Annotated in this window: 1 protein-coding gene; it reads right to left on the bottom strand. The window is 33.9% G+C overall.

Translation table 11 applies throughout. The features are described 5' to 3' along the window. Positions 1-525 (bottom strand): CBS domain-containing protein (locus IDG60_RS01795; RefSeq protein ID WP_206160429.1); only part of this gene is annotated, 525 nt, incomplete at both ends.

Raw genomic sequence — 525 nt, 5'->3', positions numbered from 1 at the left:
CATCTTGTCTATTAATCACACCCACTGTCTTTTTATTACTCGAAACGACAGGAATCAATTCAATACCTTCCCAAATCATCATATGCGCACAACTTGCTACTGTACTCATAGCATTTACATAAATAGGGTTTCGCGTCATCACTTTATCTATTTCGTCGTCGTCCTTTGTATTAATCATCTCTCGACTTGTTACAATACCTACTAATTTATACGACTCATTGACTACCGGAAATCTTGTATGGCCAGTTCGATTCGCCATACGCTTATAATCTGCTATTTTCATCGTATCAAACAGCACAGACAAATCATCTAATGGCGTCATTATATCTTGAACTATTAAGATATCTTTTCGTATTTTCTGATTAAAAAGTGCTTTGTTGATAATATTTGCAACTAGGAATGTATCATAACTTGATGATAGAACAGGTAAATCATGTTCATTCGCAAAATTAATAACTTTATTAGATGGCTTAAATCCACCAGTAATTAATATAGCCGTACCTCTTTTTAAAGCTTCAATCTGCA

Source organism: Staphylococcus sp. EG-SA-2 (assembly GCF_017152085.1).
The sequence above is the reverse complement of the archived record's forward strand: the minus strand, read 5'-3'. Positions and strand labels throughout refer to the sequence as shown.